16 protein-coding genes and 1 rRNA gene are annotated in these 23,668 nt (G+C 40.3%); 9 read left to right on the top strand and 8 right to left on the bottom strand.

Going from position 1 to position 23,668, the window contains the following annotated elements:
- Positions 1-65: 65 nt before the first annotated feature.
- On the top strand, positions 66-605 hold the full coding sequence (locus F565_RS0117080) for a T9SS type A sorting domain-containing protein (RefSeq protein WP_020214462.1): 540 nt from the start codon (positions 66-68) through the stop codon (positions 603-605).
- Between the two features lie 127 nt (positions 606-732).
- Complete coding sequence (locus tag F565_RS0117070) at positions 733-1,494, top strand: DUF2971 domain-containing protein (RefSeq protein WP_020214460.1); 762 nt, start codon at positions 733-735, stop codon at positions 1,492-1,494.
- 93 nt (positions 1,495-1,587) lie between these two features.
- Here the strand turns inward: F565_RS0117070 and F565_RS0117065 are convergent, their stop codons facing one another.
- Both F565_RS0117065 and F565_RS0117060 read right to left on the bottom strand, forming a co-directional pair.
- Positions 1,588-2,001, bottom strand: coding sequence for a DUF6691 family protein (locus F565_RS0117065; RefSeq protein WP_020214459.1), 414 nt, complete (start codon positions 1,999-2,001; stop codon positions 1,588-1,590).
- A 7-nt stretch (positions 2,002-2,008) separates the two neighbouring features.
- The gene (locus F565_RS0117060) at positions 2,009-2,575 is read right to left on the bottom strand and encodes a YeeE/YedE family protein (protein WP_020214458.1); all 567 of its coding nucleotides are present in this window, start codon (positions 2,573-2,575) and stop codon (positions 2,009-2,011) included.
- 239 nt (positions 2,576-2,814) lie between these two features.
- Here F565_RS0117060 and F565_RS0117055 point away from each other — a divergent pair, with 239 nt between their 5' ends.
- Positions 2,815-3,273 (top strand): hypothetical protein, encoded by a 459-nt coding sequence (locus tag F565_RS0117055; RefSeq protein ID WP_020214457.1) that lies wholly within the window; start codon positions 2,815-2,817, stop codon positions 3,271-3,273.
- 138 nt (positions 3,274-3,411) lie between these two features.
- Complete coding sequence (kdsA, locus tag F565_RS0117050; protein ID WP_020214456.1) at positions 3,412-4,233, top strand: 3-deoxy-8-phosphooctulonate synthase; 822 nt, start codon at positions 3,412-3,414, stop codon at positions 4,231-4,233.
- A 328-nt stretch (positions 4,234-4,561) separates the two neighbouring features.
- On the opposite strand, the gene F565_RS0117045 is transcribed toward kdsA, so the two are convergent.
- From F565_RS0117045 to F565_RS0117030, 4 genes are all read right to left on the bottom strand, one after another.
- A complete protein-coding gene (locus F565_RS0117045; RefSeq protein WP_035642554.1) occupies positions 4,562-6,994 on the bottom strand; it encodes a glycoside hydrolase family 2 TIM barrel-domain containing protein in 2,433 nt (810 codons plus the stop codon).
- A gap of 532 nt (positions 6,995-7,526) precedes the next feature.
- Positions 7,527-8,576 carry an NAD(P)-dependent alcohol dehydrogenase gene (locus F565_RS0117040; RefSeq protein WP_020214454.1) on the bottom strand — a complete coding sequence of 350 codons (1,050 nt, stop codon included), beginning with the start codon at positions 8,574-8,576 and terminating at the stop codon, positions 7,527-7,529.
- A gap of 59 nt (positions 8,577-8,635) precedes the next feature.
- Positions 8,636-9,337: a LytR/AlgR family response regulator transcription factor gene (locus F565_RS0117035; protein ID WP_020214453.1), complete on the bottom strand. Its 702-nt coding sequence runs from the start codon at positions 9,335-9,337 to the stop codon at positions 8,636-8,638.
- Positions 9,334-10,362: a sensor histidine kinase gene (locus F565_RS0117030; RefSeq protein WP_020214452.1), complete on the bottom strand. Its 1,029-nt coding sequence runs from the start codon at positions 10,360-10,362 to the stop codon at positions 9,334-9,336. Before F565_RS0117030 ends, F565_RS0117035 begins: the two co-directional genes overlap by 4 nt.
- 149 nt (positions 10,363-10,511) lie before the next feature.
- Here F565_RS0117030 and F565_RS0117025 point away from each other — a divergent pair, with 149 nt between their 5' ends.
- Genes F565_RS0117025 through F565_RS0117015 form a run of 3 tightly spaced genes read left to right on the top strand, consistent with a single transcriptional unit; the run spans position 10,512 to position 16,231 of the window.
- Positions 10,512-11,894, top strand: coding sequence for a TolC family protein (locus F565_RS0117025; RefSeq protein WP_026300133.1), 1,383 nt, complete (start codon positions 10,512-10,514; stop codon positions 11,892-11,894).
- A 13-nt stretch (positions 11,895-11,907) separates the two neighbouring features.
- The gene (locus F565_RS0117020) at positions 11,908-15,141 is read left to right on the top strand and encodes an efflux RND transporter permease subunit (RefSeq protein WP_020214450.1); all 3,234 of its coding nucleotides are present in this window, start codon (positions 11,908-11,910) and stop codon (positions 15,139-15,141) included.
- Position 15,142: 1 nt separating this feature from the next.
- Positions 15,143-16,231: an efflux RND transporter periplasmic adaptor subunit gene (locus F565_RS0117015; RefSeq protein ID WP_020214449.1), complete on the top strand. Its 1,089-nt coding sequence runs from the start codon at positions 15,143-15,145 to the stop codon at positions 16,229-16,231.
- Between the two features lie 373 nt (positions 16,232-16,604).
- On the opposite strand, the gene F565_RS0117010 is transcribed toward F565_RS0117015, so the two are convergent.
- Positions 16,605-17,843, bottom strand: a complete 1,239-nt coding sequence (locus tag F565_RS0117010) for a dipeptidase (protein WP_020214448.1) — start codon at positions 17,841-17,843, stop codon at positions 16,605-16,607.
- 494 nt (positions 17,844-18,337) lie between these two features.
- On the opposite strand from F565_RS0117010, the gene F565_RS0117005 reads away from it, so the two are divergent.
- Both F565_RS0117005 and F565_RS0116995 read left to right on the top strand, forming a co-directional pair.
- The gene (locus F565_RS0117005) at positions 18,338-21,493 is read left to right on the top strand and encodes a T9SS type A sorting domain-containing protein (RefSeq protein ID WP_020214447.1); all 3,156 of its coding nucleotides are present in this window, start codon (positions 18,338-18,340) and stop codon (positions 21,491-21,493) included.
- Between the two features lie 131 nt (positions 21,494-21,624).
- A complete protein-coding gene (locus F565_RS0116995) occupies positions 21,625-23,064 on the top strand; it encodes a tetratricopeptide repeat protein (protein WP_169336035.1) in 1,440 nt (479 codons plus the stop codon).
- A 457-nt stretch (positions 23,065-23,521) separates the two neighbouring features.
- On the opposite strand, the gene rrf is transcribed toward F565_RS0116995, so the two are convergent.
- A 5S ribosomal RNA gene (gene rrf, locus F565_RS0116990) occupies positions 23,522-23,630 on the bottom strand.
- Positions 23,631-23,668: the final 38 nt, after the last annotated feature.

Genomic DNA, 23,668 nt, shown 5'->3' with positions numbered 1-23,668 from the left:
ACGAATCGGTAATTGTAATCGATTTTAATGCACCCGGCGAAGCTCCCGTAACCTTTGCATGGGGAGTGCGTTATAGCGGTACTCTTACAGCCCAGCAAGCACTTACACGTATAGCTGATGCCGATACAAATCTTGAAATTACTATTACAGATAATGCTATAACAGCAATTACCTACAATGAACTTACAGGAACTTTAAACGAAACCGCTTCATGGAAAAACTTTAGCGGAACCGATATGTCTGACTGGGTTGTAAACAATGACTTACAGACAGCATTAACTAATGGTGCATGGTTTGGTACAAGCTTTGGCAATGCAAATGCACGCAGGCCGTTTATACCTACCGCAGCGCAGGACAATACAGCCGGTGTAAACCATACCGGTAAAAATTTATTTACGGCATACCCTAACCCTGTAAAAAATGTACTTACGCTTAAAACCGAAGATGCCATTATTAACACTGCAATTATAAACGGCGTAGGCCAAACTGTAAAATCATTTAATGCCACTACCAATTTAGATGTTAGCGATCTAAGAGCGGGAATTTATTTTGTAAAAGTAAGTACGGCAAAAGGCTCATCTGTACAAAAGGTTATCAAAGAGTAATTTTAAATTTAAAAAACAATTGATGAGGCTGCTGAATTATTTTGGCAGCCTTCTATTTTTACAGCATAAGGTAAATTTAAAAAATGTATTTTTATTACCTCAAACATAATTTATAACCCGCAATTTTATGAAACGGATAGGAGAACTCAATAAACAATTACAACTACGCCCCTACCTGCACCGTATTGAATTGCTCGACCGTTTTTTCCAGATATTGGATAATAAAGAGATCGTAATGGTACAGCCTAAGTGCTGGACAGACCCTATGGAAAATATTATCTTTAATGCGCGTATTATAAAAAACGGCGTTCCGTTTGAGCATCCTGCTAAAGATAAAATTTATGGGCAGTGCTGGAGCTATGACGAAGACTCTTATGCGCTTTGGCAAATATATACTACAAAACCCGATGATAATGGTATTACCATGCGCCATCCCGGTGTGCGCATTACAACGCATTTAGACAGGCTAAATCAACTATCATATAATAATAAAGGTGATTTTTATTATGGTGTAGTCGATTACCTTACCCAGAAAGACTTATTACAATTGCCTAAAAACAAGGAGTATATTAAATGCCTGCAGTCGGATGAAATTAATGATGAGCATGTACAGTCGTTACTCCTAAAACGTAAATCGTATAAATATGAAAATGAAGTACGCCTGTTAAGCATCCCCGACAAACGCCTTATTGATGCTAAAAATGAAAGGATATGCAGGATAAAAATAGCCCCTTTAGAGTTCATATCATCTGTACGGTTAGACCCTTCTTTAAATCCAAAAGAATTTAAAGACCTCAAAGAAAAAATAGTTGATCACTATGGCTTTAAGCCTACCGCTGTTACACAAAGCTCTTTAGGAAAGCAAAACAAGCTTATTTTTAAGTTGTAATATTTTAGAGCTAAACACAAATTTCTACAAGTAAGTTTACTTTGCCAATCCCTAATGAAATTCGGGAAAATTTGTGTAATTCGTGGCTAACTTTTAATGGGGCAGCTTATTCTTTAGCAATCCGTATAAATATGTTCCCAGTAAAGCGCCTATTAATACTATACCAATCCCCCAAAAACCTGCTCCTATTAATATAAATATAGGCCCGGGGCAGGTGCCCACAAGCCCCCAGCCCAAACCAAACAATAGGCCCCCTATAAGGTATCGGGTAAAGCCTTTTTCTTTGTCGGCTAAAATTATAGGTTGTCCATCAATGTCTTTTAATTTGCTTCTCTTGAAAAGTTGTAGACCAATTACTCCAACAAACACTGCCGTGCCTATAATGCCAAACATGTGAAACGACTGAAAGTGAAACATCTCGTAAATACGGTACCACGATACCGCTTCAGATTTGGTTAGTACAATCCCAAAAAGCAATCCCACCAGTATATATTTTATAAATTTCATGTTGTTTCTATTTTAAAATTAGCGGTAACAAAATCCACGACATTAGTAGACCGCCTATAAAAAAGCCTATAACAGCAATTAACGATGGTAACTGTAAATTACTTAAACCTGTAATTGCATGGCCAGATGTACACCCACCGGCATAACGCGTACCAAAGCCTACTAACAATCCGCCGATTAGCAATATCGCTAATACTTTTGGCGATTGTATAGCATCGGCACTGCTTAAAGCATCGGGTATTAATTTACCATCGGGCGCATCAATATGCATTTGCTGTAATTCAGTAACAGTAGTTGGGTTTAGCATTACCGTAGGTACATTTGGATCACTTAAATAAGTAACGGCAATAAAGCCACCAAGCATAGCGCCAAGCACCACGGCAAGGTTCCAGCGTTGTGCCTTCCAGTCAAACCTGAAAAAGTCAGACGTTTTTCCTGCACCAAGAATGGTACACATAGTACGCAGGTTAGACGACATACCAAATGTTTTACCAAAATATACCAGAAGTAGCATAACCGAACCTATAAGGAATCCCGACACATACCACGGCCAGGTACCGTAAAAAATATCCATGATGATTTTATTTTGCTGCAAAAATAGTAATAAATGAAACGCGGTAAACATTAGGAATGATGGAACTCGGGCGACATAAATTTAGCAGATGACCTGATACTTCATTTGTCAAACCATTGTCTGAGTTTAAAATCTGTGAAGATCTGCTAAAATCCACGTCATCCGCGTTCCATTTTTATAATCATCCGTGTTCCATCAAAAAAAATATTTAACTTTGATATGAAAATCAAAAAACCAATATGAAAAAATTCCTGCTGTCATCCTGCTTTTTACTATTAGCGTTAACGTCATGCACCAGTACGCGTAATACCATTCGTAATATAGACGATACTGCTATTATGCCGGCGCTATCTAAAGAGAAAACTTTTGTTATTACAGAGGTTAGCAGCGATAAAAAATACGGTTACGACCAGGATTACCCCATTAACCTTGGTTTCCTGCCCATACAAACTGCAGAGATTAACGTTAAGCGATACTTTGGTGCGCTGTCGGGCCCCAACGGAGAAAAGCTGACCTACAAAAAAACTGATACCTGCTGCCCTTTCCCTTCTAAAAAGAACGAAATGGGTGCCGGGGTTCTTGATATCTATGAAGTTACCTGGGAGGGATTAACCGAACCTAAACTTATTTACATTAACCTTTACGAAAAAGGTAAAGTACTTGCACCTAAAGGTTTTGGAATACGCGTAATAAAATAATATTACTTACCGCTAATAAACCAATCATCACAAATCTCTCGTGAAAAATTAGTGATAATTTGTGCAATTCGTGGTAAAAACCTCTTAGTATATAATCGCTATTTTATCTTTATCTTTGCATTGATTTAAAACACAACAATGAACTTACATAATATACCACAAATTAAAAATACCGATAGCGGAAATTTCTTTTTACTTGCAGGCCCGTGTGCCATTGAGGGCGAAGAAATGGCGCTGCGTATTGCCGAAACTATTGTAAAAGTAACCGACAGGCTACAGATACCTTATATTTTTAAAGGCTCGTTTAAAAAAGCGAACCGCTCGCGCATAGACAGCTTTAGCGGTATAGGCGACGAGAAAGCACTTAAAATTTTACGTAAAGTATCTGAAACATTTGGTGTGCCCACAGTGACAGATATCCACACTAATGAGGATGCCGCTATGGCCGCTGAGTATGTAGATGTGTTGCAGATACCGGCTTTCCTTGTTAGGCAAACCGACCTTGTTGTGGCTGCTGCCGAAACAGGAAAAACGGTTAACCTTAAAAAAGGCCAGTTTATGAGCCCGGAAAGTATGAAGCACGCCGTGCAGAAAGTGCTTGACAGCCATAACGAAAATGTTATTGTTACCGACAGGGGCAGTATGTTTGGCTATCAGGATATGGTGGTAGACTTTAGGGGGATTCCTACAATGAGACAATTTGCAACTACCGTTCTTGATGTTACCCACTCTTTACAGCAGCCTAACCAGACTGCCGGTGTTACAGGCGGGAGGCCGGATATGATAGAGACTATTGCCCGTGCTGGTATTGCTACAGGTGTAGACGGTATTTTTATAGAAACGCATTTTGATCCGGCTAATGCCAAGAGCGACGGTGCCAACATGCTTGACATTAAATATTTTGAAGGCCTTATGGAAAACCTTACGGCTATTCGCAAAACTATAAACGGGTTTAAATAACAGCACTTAATCGAATAAATATAAAAGGCCGAAGATCGTTATGATCTTCGGCCTTTTATAGGTAATATTAACCACAAAGTGCACCAGGTTTTTCACAGGGTAAACGAAGCGATACGATTACAAAATAGCCTGTATAATGAAAATGCATGCAAGGCATGCAGGGAACACAAGGCTGTAGCACAAAGTAAGCTGTAAAGATTTGAGATACAGCCTTGTGTTCTTAAAAAGCGAAGCGCGTACCTGGTGTACTTCGTGAAAAACCTCGCGTACTTTGTGGTAAAAACACGCGGTAATATAAAGCTTGGTACATTATACTTTAATATTGGCATTACCTGGCAGCAGCCGGCTCCTCAGCTTTAATTGTTATGGTAGCATCTGGTAGTCCCGCAGAGCTAACAGTTAGCGTAATATCGCCTTTAGCTTTACTACTTTTAATTACTGCCATGACGCGGCCATTCCATGCCTTGCGGGTAGTAATACTATAAGATTCGGTATCTTTAAGATTAGCATTATCAAGTCCGGCTATAACACCGGCACCGCTAATTTTAAATTCCATACTGTTATCTGCGTTAGGCACAAGGTTACCCGCTGCATCAGTTATTTCTACAGCGATGTATGATAGATCCTGACCACCGGCAGTTATATTTCTCCTGTCGGCAACCAGTTTTATTTTGGCAGCCTTGCCAGCAGTTTTTAAAATTTTAGATTCTGTTTCTTTACCGTTTTTCACACCTACAGCCTTTAGTTCTCCTGCCTCATACGGTATGGTAAACGTAGCCTTAAATTGTTCTTTCTCTGTAGTAGCTTTCTCCCCTATCAGCTTTCCGTTAAGGTAAAGCCTTACGGCAGGATATTTTGCATATACCTCTACCTCTATATTTTTTTGCTCATGTCCGGGCCACGTCCAGCTTTCCCAAGTAGGCCATACTGACCATAGTGTTTCTTTAATATCTAAAGGGGCAGGAGCCGGTTCGCGAACTGCCATATACAGCTTTTCGTTTGTATTGTACAGCATACTCCTGTAGTGCGATATTGGCTTTCGCCAGCCGGTAAGGTCTATATCACCACAGTATGCACCATGCCACGGAAACATGTCGCGCTCATAATGCTCGCCGGTAACTTCACCGGAATAGAACCAGCGACCTATCCCCGACTCTCCCAAATAATCCATTGCTGTCCAAACCACATCGCCTATAATGTAACTATTATCATTAACCAGTTTCCAGTTGGCAAAAGCATCCCTTGGGTATGATTCTGTTTGTATGATAACACGCGATGGAACTCTTTTGTGATCGTCCGGAGCGTGGTGCAGCTGGTAGTTATACCCTGCAACATCATGTGCAGCCATTAACGGGTCGAACATTTCCCACTCCTTATCCCACGTTGTCATTGCCGATGTTACCGGGCGGGTAGTATCATATTTACGAATACCGTTAGCAAGCTTTTTAGCCGTTTCTACAGCTTGCTGTTCTTTGCGCTCTATAATTTCGTTACCAATACTCCACATAATTATAGACGGGTGGTTGCGGTCGCGCTTTACCATAGCCGCAATATCTTTTTCCCACCATTTATCAAAGTATAATGAATAATCATATTCGGTTTTCTTGGTTCTCCAGCCATCAAAAGATTCATCAACGACTAAAAGGCCAAGCCTGTCGCAGGCATCAAGAAAAGCTTCAGATGGCGGGTTGTGCGACGTACGTACTAAGTTAAACCCGGCAGCTTTTAGCAGTTCTACCTTTCGTACCTCAGCCCTGTCATAAGCAGCGGCACCCAGGCAGCCATTATCATGGTGGGCGCAGCCCCCATTAATTTTTACCGTTTTGCCGTTTAGCCTAAAGCCATTTGCAGCCGAAAACTCTATAGACCGAATGCCAAAATTATTGCTTACGGCATCTACAACCTTATTTTCCTGTATGACCTCAATTTTGCACTCGTATAGGTTTGGTGTTTCGGGTGTCCATAAATCAGGTTTAGAAACCTTTATAGTTTGCTTAACTTCTTTTTCGCTGTTAGCGGCAATGTCAACATCTGTAAAGACATTTCCTGTTTTTTTTGCATTGGCAGAAAATAGTTCTGCTTTAATGCGTATACGCTGTGGCTTTTCCGTTTCGTTTTTTATCGTTGTAGTAACCTCAACAGTTGCTTCTTTAACAGAAACTTTAGGTGTGGCAATGGCTGTACCCCATTGTGCAACATGTATATTATTTGTAGCAGTAAGCCATACGTGGCGGTAAATGCCCGACCCACTATACCAGCGGCAATTTTTTTGTTTAGAATTATCTACGCGTACGGCAATAGTGTTTTCTTTACCATAGACAAGATATGGCGTAAGGTCGTAGCTAAACGAAGAATACCCGTAGGGATATACCCCAAGTGATTTCCCGTTGATAAAAACTTCTGAACTCATATAAACCCCGCCAAAATAAATAGAAATGCTTTTACCTTTCCAGTCGGCAGGCACTACAAACGATTTACGGTACCACCCTATACCGGCAGGCAAATAACCACCATCGTTACCCATAGGATTTGCAGGGCTAAAGTTACCCTCTACACTCCAGTCGTGTGGCAAATCTACATTACGCCATGTGGCATCCTTAAAATCTACAGATCCAGCCTTAGCGTCATCTCCAAGAAAAAATTTCCAGTCGTTATCAAAAAGCTGGTTCCTGTCACTTGGTTTTAAATTCTGTGCATTTAAGTTCGTACCGGCAAGTAGTACCATTATGGCTGCCGGGAGGAATAATTTTAAATATCTCATGCTTGTTTTAAAGTTTTTATAATAGAACTCATTTGACTTTTTCAATTGGCTGCAAAATGATCTTTTTGCTTCATGTTTCACCTCTTTCATTATTCCGTAGCGTTGCTATGAAATGCAAAAAAGCCAAAATTTAAAACAATAATCTCTATTTTTCGCTTCAATCAAAAAGTCAGGACGCGTTCATAGAAATGATTGCTACTATAACGGTGTAGCAGCAAATATAAACAATTAAATTATAAGTGTATAAAATACAATTATTACATCATATAATTTTTCGCGTAAATATTTTTGTAAAATATACCCTGAACTATAAGAAATAAGATACACAACTGCATAAGCCTTCACTAAAGAGACCCGTTGTGTATTTTAAATTTGCACAACTTTTACTTATATTAATCAAAAGGCACAACGGGTTATTAATAGTAATAATTGGTATAATTTGTAAATATAAATATTTCTTCTATTTCGCTCCACAAAAAAAGGACAGCCATTACGGTCTGTCCTTTATTGCAAATTGTTTATTGCCAATTGATTAATTTTTCATTGAAGCCATATCAATAACAAAACGGTATTTAACGTCGCTTTTTTCCATACGGTCGTAAGCCTCGTTAATATACTGCATATTAATAACCTCTACGTCAGATGTTATATTGTGTTCAGCACAGTAATCAAGCATTTCCTGTGTTTCTTTAATACCGCCAATAAGGCTTCCCATAATGCTGCGGCGTTTCCAGATAAGGCTCATTGCAGGCGCAACCGAAGGGATTTCTGGTACACCAAGCACAATCATTGTTCCGTTTTTGTTAAGCAGGTTAAGGTAGGTATCATACTCATGCTTAGCCGAAATAGTATTTACAATAAAGTCGAAACTATTGGCAAGCGACGCCATAACTTCAGGATCTGTAGTTAGTGCAAAGTTGTGTGCACCCAGTTTTTTAGCATCGGCTTCTTTACTTGGCGATGTGCTGAGCATGGTAACCTCTGCACCAAAAGAAGCTGCAAATTTTACCGCCATATGGCCTAAACCACCAAGGCCTAATACGGCAACTTTATGGCCTTTACCCACATTAAGGTGGCGTAGTGGCGAATAAGTAGTAATACCTGCACATAATAACGGCGCAACACCGGCAAGGTCTAAATTATCAGAAATGTGCAGTGCATATTTCTCGTCTACACTAATGCTCGTAGAATATCCGCCATAAGTAGGTATATCTGTACCACGCTCAAAGCTGTTATACGTACCTGTCATACCTTCTTCGCAATATTGCTCTTCGCCTTCTTTACAGCTCGCACAATGGCGGCAGGAATCTACAAAGCAACCTACCCCGGCAAGTTCACCCACTTTAAAGGCTGTAACCTCACTACCTACGTTAACTATCCTTCCCACAATTTCATGCCCCGGTACAACCGGGTAATTTGCCCCGCCCCACTCACTGCGTGCTGTGTGAATATCGCTATGGCACACACCACTAAATAAAATTTCTATTTGTATCTGGTGGGGTGCAAGATCTTTACGCTCAAATTCAAAAGGCCTTAAGGGTGTTTCCGCATCATAAGCCGCAAACGCTTTAACTTCAATCATACTATTTGTGTTTTTGTTTTTGTTCGTTTTCTATTATCTAATATCTCATGTCTAAGAATCTACTTTTTAAGTTTATCAGCCAGTTCCCGCCTGTAGGTTATCCCTATAGGTATCAGGTTACGCTTTATAACCACATGGTCTTTATTAATTTCGTCTACCTTATTTACCGCAATAATGTACGATTTGTGTGCCCGCATGAACAGCGATGGCGGCAGGCATTTTTCAAGGTCGTTGGTAGTAATCGTTGCCAGGTAATTGCGTTTAGTGGTAAATATCTTTACATAATTGCCATAGCTCTGGGCATACAGTATGCTGCTTACTTCTATTGGTATAGTGTCGCTATCCACCTTTACATTTATGGTATCTTTAACCTCTTCGGCAATTGCCAATGGCTCAACAAGTTCGAAAAAGCGGTTAATAGCCTTTACAAAACGGGGGTAAAAAATGGGCTTAAGCAGGTAATCAAGCACGCCATAATCATAACTTTCAAGCGCATACTCACTATAGGCAGTAGTCAGGATGGTACGCGGCGGATTGTCCAGTTTCTTTAGCATTTCTATACCGGTAATCTCGGGCATATCAATATCCAGGAACATAAGGTCTACTGTATTTTTTTGCAGATATGCCATAGCCTCTACCCCGTTATACCCTTCAAAAACAATTTCCAGCCGTGGGTCCTGCTTTATATAATTAGCAAGCACATAATGGGCAGCAGGCTCATCATCTATAATGATGCATTTTTTTGTAATTGCCTGTGTCATTTTGTCTTAAGCTGAAGTTTAAGGTTTACAGTAAATATACGATCTTCTTTAATATCAAGTGTATAGTTACTGCCGTATTGCAGGTTAAGCCTGTCGGTGGTATTTTTAATCCCAATTTTGGTAGAAACAACCTCATTTTTCTTTTCGGGAATTGAATTTCTCACAACCATATCAAGTTTACCCTCCCTTACCGTAACATTAACCTCTACAAAACATTTCTCTATAGAACACGTGCCATGCTTAAAGGCGTTCTCGATAAAGCTTATCAATAGCATGGGCGGAATTTTATATGCCCTCTCATCATCCACATCAATATTCAGGCTAATGTCGCAACGGTAGCCTACGCGCTCTTTTTCGAGCTGAATGTAGCTGCTTATAAAGTTTATTTCGTCTTCCAGCGGCACACATTTATGCTCGTTACTTTCAAGCTGGTAGCGCATAAGCTGCGATACATGCATTATAAGCTCCGGCGTACGCTCAGGAAATTGCAGACTGATGCCATACAATGTATTAAAGGTATTGAATAAAAAGTGCGGGTTAAGCTGCTCTTTAAGCGAATTTATTTGTGCCTGGTTGTACAGTATTTTCTCGCTGTCGAGATTTTTACGGTCACGGTAAAATTTTAATATCAATATTACCGATAGTATGCATATAAGTGTTGCCACTAATGTAGCCGCCTGAAAAACGTAACTTTGCTGCTCTGACGATTTGTAGAGAAAACAGTTTTTATAGATCCATAAATTGGCAATTTGGTACATAATAACCGAATAAATGGCTACAAAACCTGCGCTTGCCAACGCATACAAAAATGGCTTATGCTTTTTTAAAAGTATGGGTAAAATAAAAAAACGGTTAAGCTGGGCATGGCCGTAAAGTAATAAAAAGTAAGCACAGCCAGACCATATCCCTTTCCACGACTTAATAAGTATCCAGTCGTTAAGGGTAAACAATATAAATGAAAAGGCAAGGATAAAGAGTTCCTGCCACCATTTATTTTCAATAAGATATTTAAATTTCCTGCTCATAAAATCACTATTCATTACAAAGTAAAGGTATATAACGCAAATTTGACAGAAATGCATGACCAATTTAATTCGTCATTTTAAACAGGTGTTTAATATTATAACGTTCGTAAATTTGCATGACACTTTACTACTTAAAAATACTTAATTACATGCACTTTAAAAAATTACTGCTGCTGTTATTGCTGTACTCACTGCATGGCAAAGGCCAAAACCTCACACTAAAAGAGGCAGTAGACACCGGCACAGCAAATTATGGGCTTGTACTGGCTAAAGGCAAATATGCCCAGGCTGCAAACGAGACCGTAAAACAAACAAGGCGCGATTACCTGCCTAACCTTAACCTATCTGCACAACAGGACTACGGAACCGTTAACGGACAAAACGGCCCACTTTATGGACTTGGCGGACTGGGTGTTGCATCATCGGGCTTACCATTGCCAAGCCAAAACTGGAATGCCGCTTTTGGCGCACTGTATCTGGTTAACTTTAACTGGGACTTTTTTACCTTCGGACGTATGAAGCAGCGCATAACTCTGGCTAAAGCCGATGCAAACCGTCAGCAAAAAGATTATGAGCAGGAGCAATTTCAGCAAAAAGTGCGCATTGCAGGGGCTTATCTTAACCTGCTTGCAAGCCAGCGATTATTGCGCTCCCAGCAAAAAAACCTCGACCGTACAGAGGTGGTGCTTAAAAATGCCGCAACCCGTGTTGCAACCGGTTTGTTGCCGGGTGTGGATAGTACACTGGCATCTGCCGAAGTATCGAGGGCTAAGATTTCACTTAACCAGTTAAAGGAACAGGTAAAACTGCAAAATAATGAGCTTGTGCGCCTTATGGGTGTAGAACCTAAAGATTTTACAGCCGACACTACCCTCGTGGCACGCATACCTAAAGCCATGATAACTGCCGATATAAAGAATGACTCTTTAAACCCTATAAGGCAATTTTATCAGAGCCGTATACAGTACAGCAACGAGCAGGAAAAACTGTTCCGTCGTGAGTACTGGCCTACATTTAACCTCTTTGGAGTATTTCAAACCAGGGGGTCGGGCTTTAATGCAGACTATGCATCCAACCAAAACTCGTATACCAAAAACTATTTTGACGGTATCGACCCCGTGCGCCAAAACTACCTTATGGGTGTGGGTATGATATGGAACTTAACCACCATAGCGCGGTCGAGTAAAAAGGTTAGCGCCCAAAAATTAATTACCGAAGGTTTAGAGCAGGAATACAAAGCAGTAGACCAGCAGCTAAAGGCTAATGACGATGCTGCCAATGCCCGTATGGGTTTTGCATTGCAAAATTATAAAGAGGCACCCCGCCAGGTACGTGCCGCACAACAGGCTTACCTGCAGCGAACCACGCTTTACAATAACGGGCTTACCAACCTAGTAGACGTTACACAGGCACTGTATACCCTTAACCGTGCCGAGACCGACCGTGATGTTATTTATACTAACGTATGGCAGTCTTTGCTTATGAAGGCAGCAGCCGTGGGCGACTTTAACCTTTTTATCAACGAATTTTAATTATCATTAAATAATGAATTTAATACGTTTTGCACTCCGCAAGCCTATTTCTATATTGGTACTGGTCGCCGGGCTTTTCTTTTTCGGTATCAGTGCCGTTAGAACTATTAAGGTAGACATATTGCCGCAAATGAACCTGCCGGTTATTTACCTGGCACACCCCTTTGGCGGATATACTCCGGACCAGATGGAATCGTACTTTGCAAAAAACTACATTAATATAATGTTATTTGCCAATGGCGTAAAATCTATTGAGACTAAAAACATACAGGGCCTTACCCTAATGAAGGTTAGCTACTACGAAGGTACTAACATGGCACAGGCCGCTGCAGAATTAAGTGCGCTGTCTAACAGGATACAGGCTGCCTTCCCGCCGGGGTCGCAACCGCCGTTCATCATTCGTTTTGATGCCTCTTCCCTGCCCGTAGGCCAGTTGGTACTAAGCAGTAAGACCCGTAGTAATAATGAGCTGCAGGATTTGGCTAACGTTTATGTACGTGCCTCCTTTACATCCATTCCGGGACTACTTTCGCCGCCACCTTTTGGTGGTAGCCCAAGAACTATAGAGGTTAACGTAGACCCTGCACAGCTTGCCGCTAATAACCTTACGCCAGACCAGATCGTGGAAGCCATAAGGGTTAATAACCAAACGGCACCGTCGGGTAACGTGCGTGTGGGCGACAAAAGTTATATTACCCCTACTAACAATACCATTAAGGAAGTTAAAGATTTTAAAGATATTCCGCTATTTAAAGGTGGTGTACAAAACCTTTACCTGGGCGATGTTGCCACCGTAAAAGATGGTGCAGATATTAGTACCGGCTATGCCTTAGTAAACGGTAAACGATCTGTATATGTAAGTATTGCCAAAGCCGGCGATGCCTCTACCTGGGATGTTGTAAAAAACCTGAAGGAAAACCTGCCCAAAATACAAAGCACACTACCTGAAGATGTTAAAATATCGTATGAATTTGACCAATCTATATATGTAATCAACTCGGTTAAAAGCCTTATTACAGAGGGTGTTATTGGTGCGGTACTTACGGGCCTTATGGTAATGCTCTTTTTGGGCGACAGGCGTGCTGCACTTATTGTTATCCTTACTATTCCTATTTCGATCATATCGGGAGTATTGTTCCTGAAATTATTTGGGCAAACCATCAACCTTATGTCCCTGAGCGGACTGGCACTTGCCATTGGTATCCTTGTAGATGAAAGTACGGTAACCATAGAAAATATTCACCAGCATTTAGATATGGGCAAGCCCAAGGCACTCGCCATTTGGGATGCCTGTAAAGAGATAGCCCTGCCTAAATTGCTTATCCTGCTGTGTATACTTGCAGTATTTGCACCTGCATTTACCATGGGCGGTATACCGGGATCATTGTTCCTGCCGCTGGCACTGGCCATTGGTTTCTCAATGATCATCTCGTTCCTGCTTTCACAAACGTTTGTACCTGTAATGGCCAACTGGCTGATGAAAGACCACCCGCACGGCCACAAAGACCAGTTTAGCGTTGCCGAAGGCCATGAAGAACTTACTAAACAGGCATTTGCCGAAAGGGAAGATTACGACAATAATGGTAAGATAGGTAAATTCGAAAGGTTCAGGATGGCATTTATGCGCTTGTTAGACAGGCTCTTGCCAAGACGCGGATTTATTGCCATTACGTACTTAGTGGTTATTACAAGCCTTGCTGCCGTACTTATTAATGTTATAGGCCAGGATGTTTTCCCGAGGATAAATTCAAGCCAGTTCCAGTTGCGTATGCGCCTGCCCGATGGTACCCGTTTTGAACGTACCGAGTTAAAAGCCCTAACTGTTCTTAAAGAAATGGAAAATCTTGTGGGTAAAGAGCATATAGGTATATCATCGGTTTATGTGGGTACCCACCCGGGGTTATTTTCTGTATCGCCTATTTACCTTTTTATGGCAGGGCCACAGGAAGCCGTGTTCCAGATATCTTTAAAGGAAGTGCACATGGATATGGACGAGTTTAAAGATAATCTAAGAAAACGTATTGCTAAGGTAGAACCTGGAGTTAAACTATCGTTTGAGCCTATAGAGCTTACCGACAAGGTACTAAGCCAGGGATCGCCTACGCCTATTGAGATTCGTTTTGCAGGAAAGAACAAGAAAATAAACGAGCAGTATGCCAATAAGATAATTGAAAAACTTAAGAAGGTAGATTATTTCAGGGATGTGCAGTTGGCACAGGCTGTAAAATACCCTTCATTAAATATTACTATAGACAGGGTAAGGGCCGCACAACTGGGAGTAGATATGAACGATATTTCGAGATCACTTATTGCTGCAACATCGTCTTCCCGCTACACCGATAAAAATACCTGGATAGACGAGAAAATCGGGCTGTCGTATAACGTACAGGTTCAGGTTCCTTTAGACAGGATGAAAACCGAGCAGGACATTGCAAACATCCCGTTACTTAGAAATTCTACACGCCCTGTATTAGGCGATGTGGCTACTATTACCCACGGCTATACCCATGGTGAGAATGATAACCTGGGCGCTATGCCTTATGTATCGGTTACCGCCAATACAGACCATACAGATCTTGGTACCGCATCTAATGAAGTGCAGGCTGCCATTGCCTCCCTTGGTGAGTTGCCCCGTGGTTTGTTTGTAGAGCCTATAGGCCTTAGTAAAGTATTGGGCGAAACCATGAGCAGCCTTCAGGCAGGTTTACTGGTAGCGGTAATAGTTATTTTTTTAATGCTATCGGCAAACTTCCAGTCGTTCCGTGTGTCGCTGGTTATCTTAACTACAGTCCCTGCGGTGGTATTAGGTGCCCTGTTAATGTTGTTAATTACAGGGTCTACACTTAACCTTCAGTCGTATATGGGTATAATCATGTCCGTCGGGGTATCTATTGCAAATGCGGTACTGCTCGTCACAAATGCAGAGCAGTTAAGGCGTGTAAATGGCAATGCATTAGAGTCGGCACGTGAAGCGGCATCACTGCGCCTCCGCCCTATTATAATGACCTCTGTAGCGATGATTGCCGGTATGTTGCCCATGGCTATAGGCCACGGCGAAAGCGGCGAGCAGGTATCGCCACTGGGAAGGGCAGTTATAGGGGGGCTGTTATTTTCTACCTTTGCCGTTCTTGTTATATTGCCTGTTATATTTGCATGGGCACAGGGCAAAGCCACAACACAATCGGTATCGCTGGACCCTGAAGATAAAGAGAGTAAACATTACATACCAACCACATTACACCAATAAGATGAACAAATATATAATCACATCAACAGCCGCTTTACTGGCTTTAAACTTACTAAGCAGCTGCGGCGAAAAGAAAGAAGAAGCGGCACCTGAACCGGAAGCGGTAATAGAAACCGTTAACCTGCACAAGGAAAAACTATCCTCAGAAATTCGCCTACCGGCAGAATTACAGGGCTTTCGTCAGGTAGACCTTTATGCTAAGGTAAGCAGCTTTGTAAAGGAGCTTAAAGTAGATATAGGCAGCGAAGTAAAAGCAGGCCAATTACTTATAGTGCTTGAAGCACCCGAGATAAGCTCGCAGATCGCTGCGGCTGAATCAAGGTTACGCTCTCAGGAAGCGGTATATACTGCCAGTAACAGCACCTATAACCGTATCCTGGAAACCAGCAAAGTAGAAGGTACAATATCTAAAAATGACCTTGACCAGGCTGTTGCCCGTAAAAGTTCTGACTATGCGCAGCTACAGGCAGCTAAAGCTGCTTATAAAGAGGTTCAGACTATACAAAGCTATTTGCAAATACGCGCCCCTTTTGATGGTGTGGTATCAGCCCGTAATGTAAACTTAGGAGCTTATGTTGGTCCGGCAGGTAAAGGAAGTGACCTGCCAATATTTACCATTCAGGATCAGAAAAAACTTCGTTTAGGGGTATCTGTACCGGAGATGTATACCGGTTTCCTTAAAAATGGTGATGATATTAGCTTTACCGTTCGCTCACTGCCTAACCAAAGCTTTAATGCGAAAATAAAACGTATGTCGGGAGCTTTAGACTTAAGGCTTCGTTCTGAACGTGTAGAGATGGATGTAGAGAATACAACCAAAAGGCTATTGCCGGGTATGGTTGCCGAAGTAATCCTAAAATTAAATAGCGTAGACAGTACGTTTGTTGTACCTAAAACAGCTGTGGTAAGTACCAGCGAAAGGGCTTTTGTAATTACCGTAAAAGATAATAAAGCTAAAAGCGTAGGTATAAAAAAAGGCCGTGAAAGCGGTGATAATATTGAGATTTTCAGTGATAGCCTGTCGGTTAATGACCAATTAGTTAAATCTGCCAGTGAAGAAATAAGAAATGGCACACCCATTAAAAAGTAAATTATCAGTTTCGTAATTTTTGTTTGGTTGAAGGCCCCGTGAGTTCGCACCCGGGGTCTTCTTTTTTTTATATTTTCAGATAAGTAATTTACTATTTGTTTAATTAAAAATGTACTCACGGCCAAATGAAAAATAACAATAGGAACTATAATTTATATATCTTGATTTTTCTGTTAACGGCTATAATAACGGAATAGCGAAAATGATTTTAATCAGGGACAATGCAGGAAAATATTTTAAAAATACATTAATTGCCTGAACGCAATTGCAATGGCACAAGAATGACAAAATTAGTATCTGTGTTACAATTCAGCAAAATTAAAGCTGCCACACTATGCTTTGGGCAGCTTTAATTTATAATTATAAATTATAGTTATTTACCCTTTGTAGCAGCGTCAAATACACGACAATAATTATCACCTCCTATTTTAGCAATTTCCCCTTCAGTAAAACCTGTTTTAAGAAGTGCGTCAACAACTGTGTAATAAAACCCTTCTTTTTGATCTGCCCATGCCTGGTTTGTACCTCCACCCATCCTGCCTTTGTTCTTATCGCCACCGGGACTTTTTTGCACATCTGGTTTAGGCCCTTCTTTAGAAATGGCACTGTTGCCACCTTGCTGTGGCCCCTGCCCACCCGGCCTGCCACTATCATTAGGCGACCTGTATGCAGGAGTGAGCTTGGTATCTGTACCAATACAAACATGGTCTATACCTACAACATTTACCATAGCTTTAATATTATGAGCATACTCCAGAGGATTTTCTGCGAGGTGCGTCCATACACCAATCACACCACCTGCACTGGCAACAATTTTAGCCTGCTCTTTACTAATAAGCCTTGGCTTCATCATTTTAGCCATGTTCTCATTTTGCCCCAATTGGGTATCAAGGCCTGTATGCGAAACCAGCACCGGTTTGGTCGTAATTTTTAGAGCAGCATTTACCATATCATTGGTACCGTGAGATAGGTCTATCAAAATGCCCAGCCTGTTACACTCTTTAATAACATCTGCCCCAAAAGAAGTTAACCCGCCAAATTGAGCAGGGTTTGTAAACACATCGCCCAATGGCACCGATGCATCATTATCATGCAATAACGTAAGATGGCGCAAACCCCTGTTGTAAGCAACTTCCAATCTTTCAATTTTTCCTTCTAAAAAGTGACCGCCTTCAACCGATTGTATAACTGTAGGCACATTACTTTTTTTGGCAGTTTTTAAGTCGGTTAAATTAAGGGCCCGTTTCATATTATTATCTTCTAAAACCTTATCGGTTGCTGTTAAGCCGTTAATAAAACGCTCATACGCTTCACCGGGATTCTTTAATTTCTGATAATCAACCGCAAAAGCAGTGGTAATTGCTGATAATCCCGATTTTTTCATTTCGCCCAGTAAGTCAATTTTTGGGCCGGGAAGTTCGGCTGTATTAAGCGGCACATCAATGTGGTTGTGAGCATCTATACCCATAGTTTTTGCTACAATCGCAGCTACTTTTGGGTCGTTCCTGTCAAAAGCCCAACCTATTGATGGATTTAAAACTATAATTGTCCCCGCTCCTGCTGCCGTAGTTATAAATTTTCTGCGCGACCATGTTTGTTCTGCTAATCCCATAAATAATTTGTGTATGTTATAAAAGTAAATAATTGTCCCAGTTAATTTATTAAAGATTAGACTATAGGTCTGTCAAATAGTTTAATGCTAAAATATTAATTCGAGAATTTTAAAAACCTGTTTAAATTTTAATGGATATTTCCGCCGATTCAAGCACAATGCTTACACTTTAAAAACTTTAAATATTGCATTTTAAAAATAAGCTTTTGCAAATTGTACCCATATAATATACAAAATGAATACTTGTTAATTCAAGATTATGAGATAACGAAAATAAATAGATATCAAATTTTTAGTAAAAATTTATTTAATAATTGTTAGAGTATAAAAGTGGTAAACCAAATTAATCAGGTAAATGATTCATATAGTTCTGTTTAATAAAAATTTGATATTCAGGCAACAATAATATTTTTGTCAACACAGATGTCAACACAAAAAAAAGCTAAAAACCGATAATAATAATAAATTTACATACTTCATTTAAATTGTATGACATGAAAATTACCACTAAGTCTATAGTTGCTTTAATAGCAACAGCGGCATTACATACAGGCGTTGTGGCACAAAGCCCGACACTTAAAGAACAAAACGGCTATCAGGTTTCTAAAACAAGTGGCAGCATTTCCACATTAACACGATGGAACTCCTTTAAGCCGAATTACGGCACTACGGAGGTTTTAAATCCGGATCAAAAAATATTGTCTCAAATAGATACACGAACACCACATATTGCTACTTTTTCTAATACTTATGAATTTTATGGTGGTGAGGCTTATAAAGGCAATAATGTGCCATACGCATCTGTTACAGACGGTGCCGGCAATACTTACATTACCGGCGGGAGTACTAATGAAAATCATCCTGCCGGAGACTTTTTTACCATAAAAATTGGCCCGGATGGGCAAACATTATGGCAAAAACGCGAACAGGCAACTCAATATGCCGTAGAGTATGGTATGCACATAGCATTAGACAATTCCGGAAACATAATTGTATCCGGCATTAAATGGAATGGTAATGATATGGATATCCGTCTTATTAAATATGCAACAGATGGTTCTACACTATGGGATGTAACCTTTGATAACGGTAATGAGGGGATTGAAATACCCAACGGTATGACAACCGATATAAATGGAAACATTTACATTACAGGAATTGGATGGTCTGGCAGTTCTGTAGATTTTCTTACCCTAAAATATAACAGTAGTGGCGTTGAGCAATGGCACCACACAGAAAACCCCGCAGGCGGAGAAAGCTGGAATGAGGCAACAGCTGTAGCAGTAGATGCTAATGGCAATGTTTTAGTTACCGGATACAGCCCTAACCCGGACGGGTGGCTTAATTATCATACTGTTAAATACAATCCGCAGGGTACAAAACTGTGGGAACAGGCATATAATTATGAAAGTACCGACCCTGATAACCTTGCTGATGTAACCAACTCTGTACCGCGGGCAATTACTACCGATGCCGATGGGAATATTTATGTTACAGGTACTTTTGATATTTTCCTTAACCGCATAGGGACTATAAAATACAATGCTTTAGGGGAGCAGCAATGGGTTGAAACCTATAAAAGCGGCAACGAGATAACCCTGGGTTGGAAAATTGGCTTTAAAAATAATAAATTATATGTAGCAGGCAGCCATTTGGGTGAATTTGCAGATGATGGTACTGTGCTGCTGTCTTACAACACAGATGGCACGCAGAACTGGGTGGAAGAAACTACAGACCTTATTGATACACGTAATGCTACATTATCTTTTGATGCAGAGGGCAACATTGTAGCATCTGCAAATGGTATGACCCCCGGCGCAGAAGAGTGGGAACAGGATGCAGCAGCACGCGCCTACAAATATTCTCCTGAAGGTGTTTTACTGGGTCAGGCTGCTTTTGTAATTTCTACTGCCAGCGGTACTGCAAGTATGGGCCAAATGGCTGGTACGGGTATTGATAACAATGGTAATGTTTACTTTTCTGTAAATTCATATTACACTGCAAACGGTGCTGTGTTCGAAACTGTTAAATCAGGCTTTGGCAGCACCGCACCGCAAACCGACTGGAATGCACTATATACAAATACAGGATCTCCGGGAGCTTCTATGCTAAATTCGTTTGGAGATAGTAATGGCAATACTTTTTCTACAGGTTCCTACTACAATTTTTCTGATGATATGCTTAATGCAAATTACTTTATTGTAAAGCATAATGCTGAGGGCGCTGTAGCATGGAATGTAGTATATAATGCCGAAAACGGTAACCCGGCCGAAGGTATTATTGGCAGGGTTGATGCTAATGGAAACGCTTATGTGTGCCTGCTACCTGGTTTTGAGGAGTATCCCCCCGTTTTAAAAGTCATTAAGCTTTCACCACAAGGTAGCCAGCTTTGGTCATCTCAAATAGAACTATATAACCCCTTAGTATATGTTATGGAACCGCAGGCAGATGGCTCAGTATATCTTGGTGGTACAGCTTATGAAACAGAACAAAGTAGCACTACGTCTTTTGTAGGGATTAAACTTAATGCTGATGGCTCTGAAGCCTGGAAAACCTATATGCCGGGTACAAGCGGAAATAATATATACCAAATTAAAGCAGGCAAGGTAAACAACAGCGGTCAGCTTATACTTACAGGGGCACATGGTAGCGGCAACTTTATGTCTCAGGCAATAAACCTTACAGCGGTACAGTTTAATGCTGACGGAACTCCTGGATGGATTACACCCGTAAATGTTGAAGGAGCATCTTCATCTGGTACTGACCTTTATATTGCGGCAGACGGCAACATTTTCATAAACGGCTTTACGCAAAACAGCGATACTTATGATGAAAACATTATTACCACAAAAATAAGTGCAGCAGGTGTAGTACAATGGTTTCAGACATTTGGCGTAGATGACAAGAACGAGCGTTCATACACCATTAAACCTTTTAGTAATGGTGCTATAGGTATTTCAGGCTATAGTATTGCATACAATGGCGATATACACAACGCGATATTAAAATACAGCCCCGATGGCGACATCATTTGGAATTTTGAGTCAGAAAATATGCGATATTATAATGACTTTCATATAGATGGGTCTGATATGTGCTATATATTAGACCAGGTAATTACAGACCCTTTCCCGCATAAAATTTTTACCGAGCCCTTTCCTGTTGCCTCGTTGATTACAATTGATGGAAATGGACAAAATAGTAATGAAGAATTTTTTGTTGGTCCTGAATATGCCGAGTTTTATGGTAAAAGGCTTATACCACATACTGATGACAGGCTACTTTTAGCAGGCAGTGTGGGCAACCAGGCATTTTATGAAGGAATTTACTTTTTTGAAACAGAGCACGATGGCACACTTAGCCTTCCGGACAGGTTAACCCCAAATACAGCAAAGAATTTGCTTGGACAAAACTATCCTAATCCTGTGTATGGCAGCACTACAATACCTTTTACACTTATAAATGGCGGTAAGGCTGTTGTAAAGCTGTACAATGCTCAGGGGAAATTTATAACAGAAGTTTTCAATGGTGCTTATGCTGCAGGTATAAATACAGTAACATTTGATACCAAAGGGTTATTACCCGGCATATATTTTTACCAGATAGAATCTAACGGCTTTAAACAGTCAAGAAAGATGATTATTAAATAGTTTTATAAATAAAAAAAAACAGTGGCTCCGGGTTAAATATCCGGAGCCATTTTTTGTTTATGCAGCATAAAAATTTATATTTGAACATTATGCTGAATACAAATAAAGTAAAGTGCTTAATAAGCATGTGTGTGCTTTTATTAATTGCTGTTAGCTGCAATAGCAGCGGGGAAAGAACCAATCCAAAAAATAACCTGCCCAATAAAGATGCATCTGCCTCCCTTACTAACCTTGGCAACGAACAGTGGCGTACAGGCAACTATCAGGAGGCACTCAAATATTTTACCCAGGCTTACAAAAGGGTAAAAGCATCGGGTAATGAAATGGAAACTGCAACACTACTTAATAATTTGGGATTGGTACACTGGCGGCTCGAAAATAATACCGCTGCCATGGAATGCTACGCAGAAGCTGCCTTGCTGGCTAAAAAAACCGGAATGAAAAGGCTTTTAGGGCTAACACACACTAATCGCGCACTTATACTTAAAGAACAACGCGATTTTAAAGCCGCGTTTGCCCAAAACAATGAAGCCATCAGGCTGTTTAAGGAAATTAACGAACCACATGACCTGGCTATTGCCTATAACAACCAAGGCCAGATATACCGTTTTTCAGGGGCTTTTAATCCTGCTTTAAAATACTATTTGCTGTCTTTAGATGAATGTAAAAAAATAAACTACTCTGAGGGTATGGCCACCGCCTACCAAAATCTCAGTACCGTATATGCCAAACAGGGCAACAAGGAAAAAACACTTGAATCAGGCCGTAAATGCCTAAATCTTAGCTATAAAGTAAAAAGCAAAGTACGCTTAAGTGAAGGTTTTCGCGAACTATCCCGCAATTATGATCTTTTTAATGAACCGGATTCCGCATTATATTATTTTAAAAAACATTATGAGGTAGAAAAAGAGATTATGGAAGCCAACCAAAGCAACCTCCTGTCGCAATACCAGGCAAATTTAGGCTTTGAGGTTAAAAACCTGCGTATTAAAAACCTTCAAAATGAGAAGGAAATTGCCAATAGCCGTTTTATGCTTGTTGCCGTTTGTGTACTGGCTGCATTGCTTATTTCGGCGCTTTTTGTTTACCGCTATCTTTCAGTTATAAAGTTCAGGAAAAAACAGTTAGAGTTGGAGCTGGAAAATTCCCTGCAACTTATCGGGGTAAAAGAAGAAGAACTTAAAACCTACATTATAGACCTAACCTATAAAAATAACATAATTAATAAACTGCAGGAGCCTAATAAAGAAGCCGTAAATACTTATTATAATGTGGATGACTTATTAGAACATAAAATTTTTACTGATGACGGCTGGGACAAATTTAAAAAGCGCTTTGCGGCAATATACCCTGATTTTTTTAGCAGGATAATGCAAAGCGGCATTTCTGTTACCGAGGCCGAAGTACGGATATTGGTGCTGATGAGGCTAAAGCTAAACGGTAACGATATGGCAAACATACTTGGCATTTCTCCGCAAAGCGTAAGGGCATGCAAAATGAGGCTCAAGAAAAAGCTACAGACTAACCAATATCAAACGGTAGAACAGTTTTTAGAATCAATTATTTCCTGAGCTTAAGAGATTTAAATTTATTTTACAATCCCTCAACAACGAGATTGTAATTTTGCTCTTACTTTTATAATCTATAAACTGCGCCTCTTAATCCTTTATTATTTTCTAAACCAGCTCTTTACGGCTTTCTAAAAATCAACAATATCAATAAGATGTCTGCTTGTAATTAAATTTCCAACAACAGACTGATGTAATTCTGCCTAAATGTTTAAGATCAGACTGAATATTTTAGTATCCAAAATCTAAACAACAATTTGCAAAAATGCAAAAACAGAGAATTTTAGAAGTAAATTCCGGGGTTTACGTTATGTAAGATTATTAAATTTGAGGGTAATTAATTTATATGCATAAATTGCCAATCCCACAGGTTTTGGTGTTGATCCAATTCTTTCCAATTTTTATAGTTTTCTATAAAACAAAAAGCCCTTTATCTATACGGATAAAGGGCTTTTAAAAAGAAAGGCGATGACATACTCTCCCACAAACTGCAGTACCATCTGCGCAGGCGGGCTTAACTACTCTGTTCGGGATGGGAAGAGGTGAGCCCCGCCGCAATAATCACCTTAAAAGGTTCATTGCTTTGGACAATGATTTACGCGTATAC

It is taken from the genome of Flavobacterium rivuli WB 3.3-2 = DSM 21788, from assembly GCF_000378485.1.
Lineage (GTDB): Bacteria > Bacteroidota > Bacteroidia > Flavobacteriales > Flavobacteriaceae > Flavobacterium > Flavobacterium rivuli.
This window is presented reverse-complemented; position numbering and strand designations above follow the sequence as displayed.